This window comes from Rhodococcus sp. CX, assembly GCF_015865005.1.
GTDB lineage: Bacteria > Actinomycetota > Actinomycetes > Mycobacteriales > Mycobacteriaceae > Rhodococcus.
Genome location: NZ_JADZGH010000225.1, coordinates 16,597 through 17,316, shown reverse-complemented (window position 1 = coordinate 17,316; position 720 = coordinate 16,597). Strand labels below are relative to the sequence as shown.

Sequence of the window (720 nt, the reverse complement as noted above, 5' to 3'; positions counted from 1 at the left end):
TTCAACGGCAGCGCGTCGAGCACCACCCACGCGGTCGGCACCATGTACGACGGCAGCTCCCACGCCGCCGACTGCTTCACCGCATCGAGGTCGAGCTCGCCGTCGGGCACGAGGTAGGCGACCAGCTGCTCGCCGAGATGCGCGTCCTCACGAACCACGACGACGGCCTGCGCCACCGAATCCTGGTTCCGCAGAACCGATTCGATCTCACCGAGCTCGATCCGGAAACCACGCACCTTCACCTGGAAATCGGTGCGGCCCAGGTAGTCCAGCGAGCCGTCCGGCAGCCAGCGCACCAGATCACCGGTGCGGTAGAGACGACCACCGTCGGGGTCTGCGGCGAACGGATTCGCCACGAACCGATCCGCCGTCAACTCCGGCCGACCGAAATACCCCCGAGCCAACTGCACACCCGACAGATACAACTCACCCGCAACACCCACCGGCACCGGACGCAACCGCTCGTCCAACACGAACGCCGACACATTCCACTCCGGCACACCGATCGGCACACCCACCACATCGGCACCCGACACCTCGTGCCAGGTCACCGACACCGCAGCCTCCGTCGGACCGTACAGATTGAACAGCCCCACACCCGGATTCGACGACCGGAACCGCTGCGCCACCACCCCCGGCAACGCCTCACCGATCGCCAGCACCCGACGCAACGACGACGCCAACACCCCCGAACCCGAGGACGACGCCGCCGTCAACAAC

General features: G+C 66.8%; 1 protein-coding gene. It reads right to left on the bottom strand.

Annotated features, from left to right (window positions below; all coding sequences use genetic code 11):
- Positions 1 to 720, bottom strand: a 720-nt coding sequence (locus tag I0Q12_RS33910) for an AMP-binding protein (protein ID WP_231611421.1), incomplete at both ends; no start/stop codon positions are given.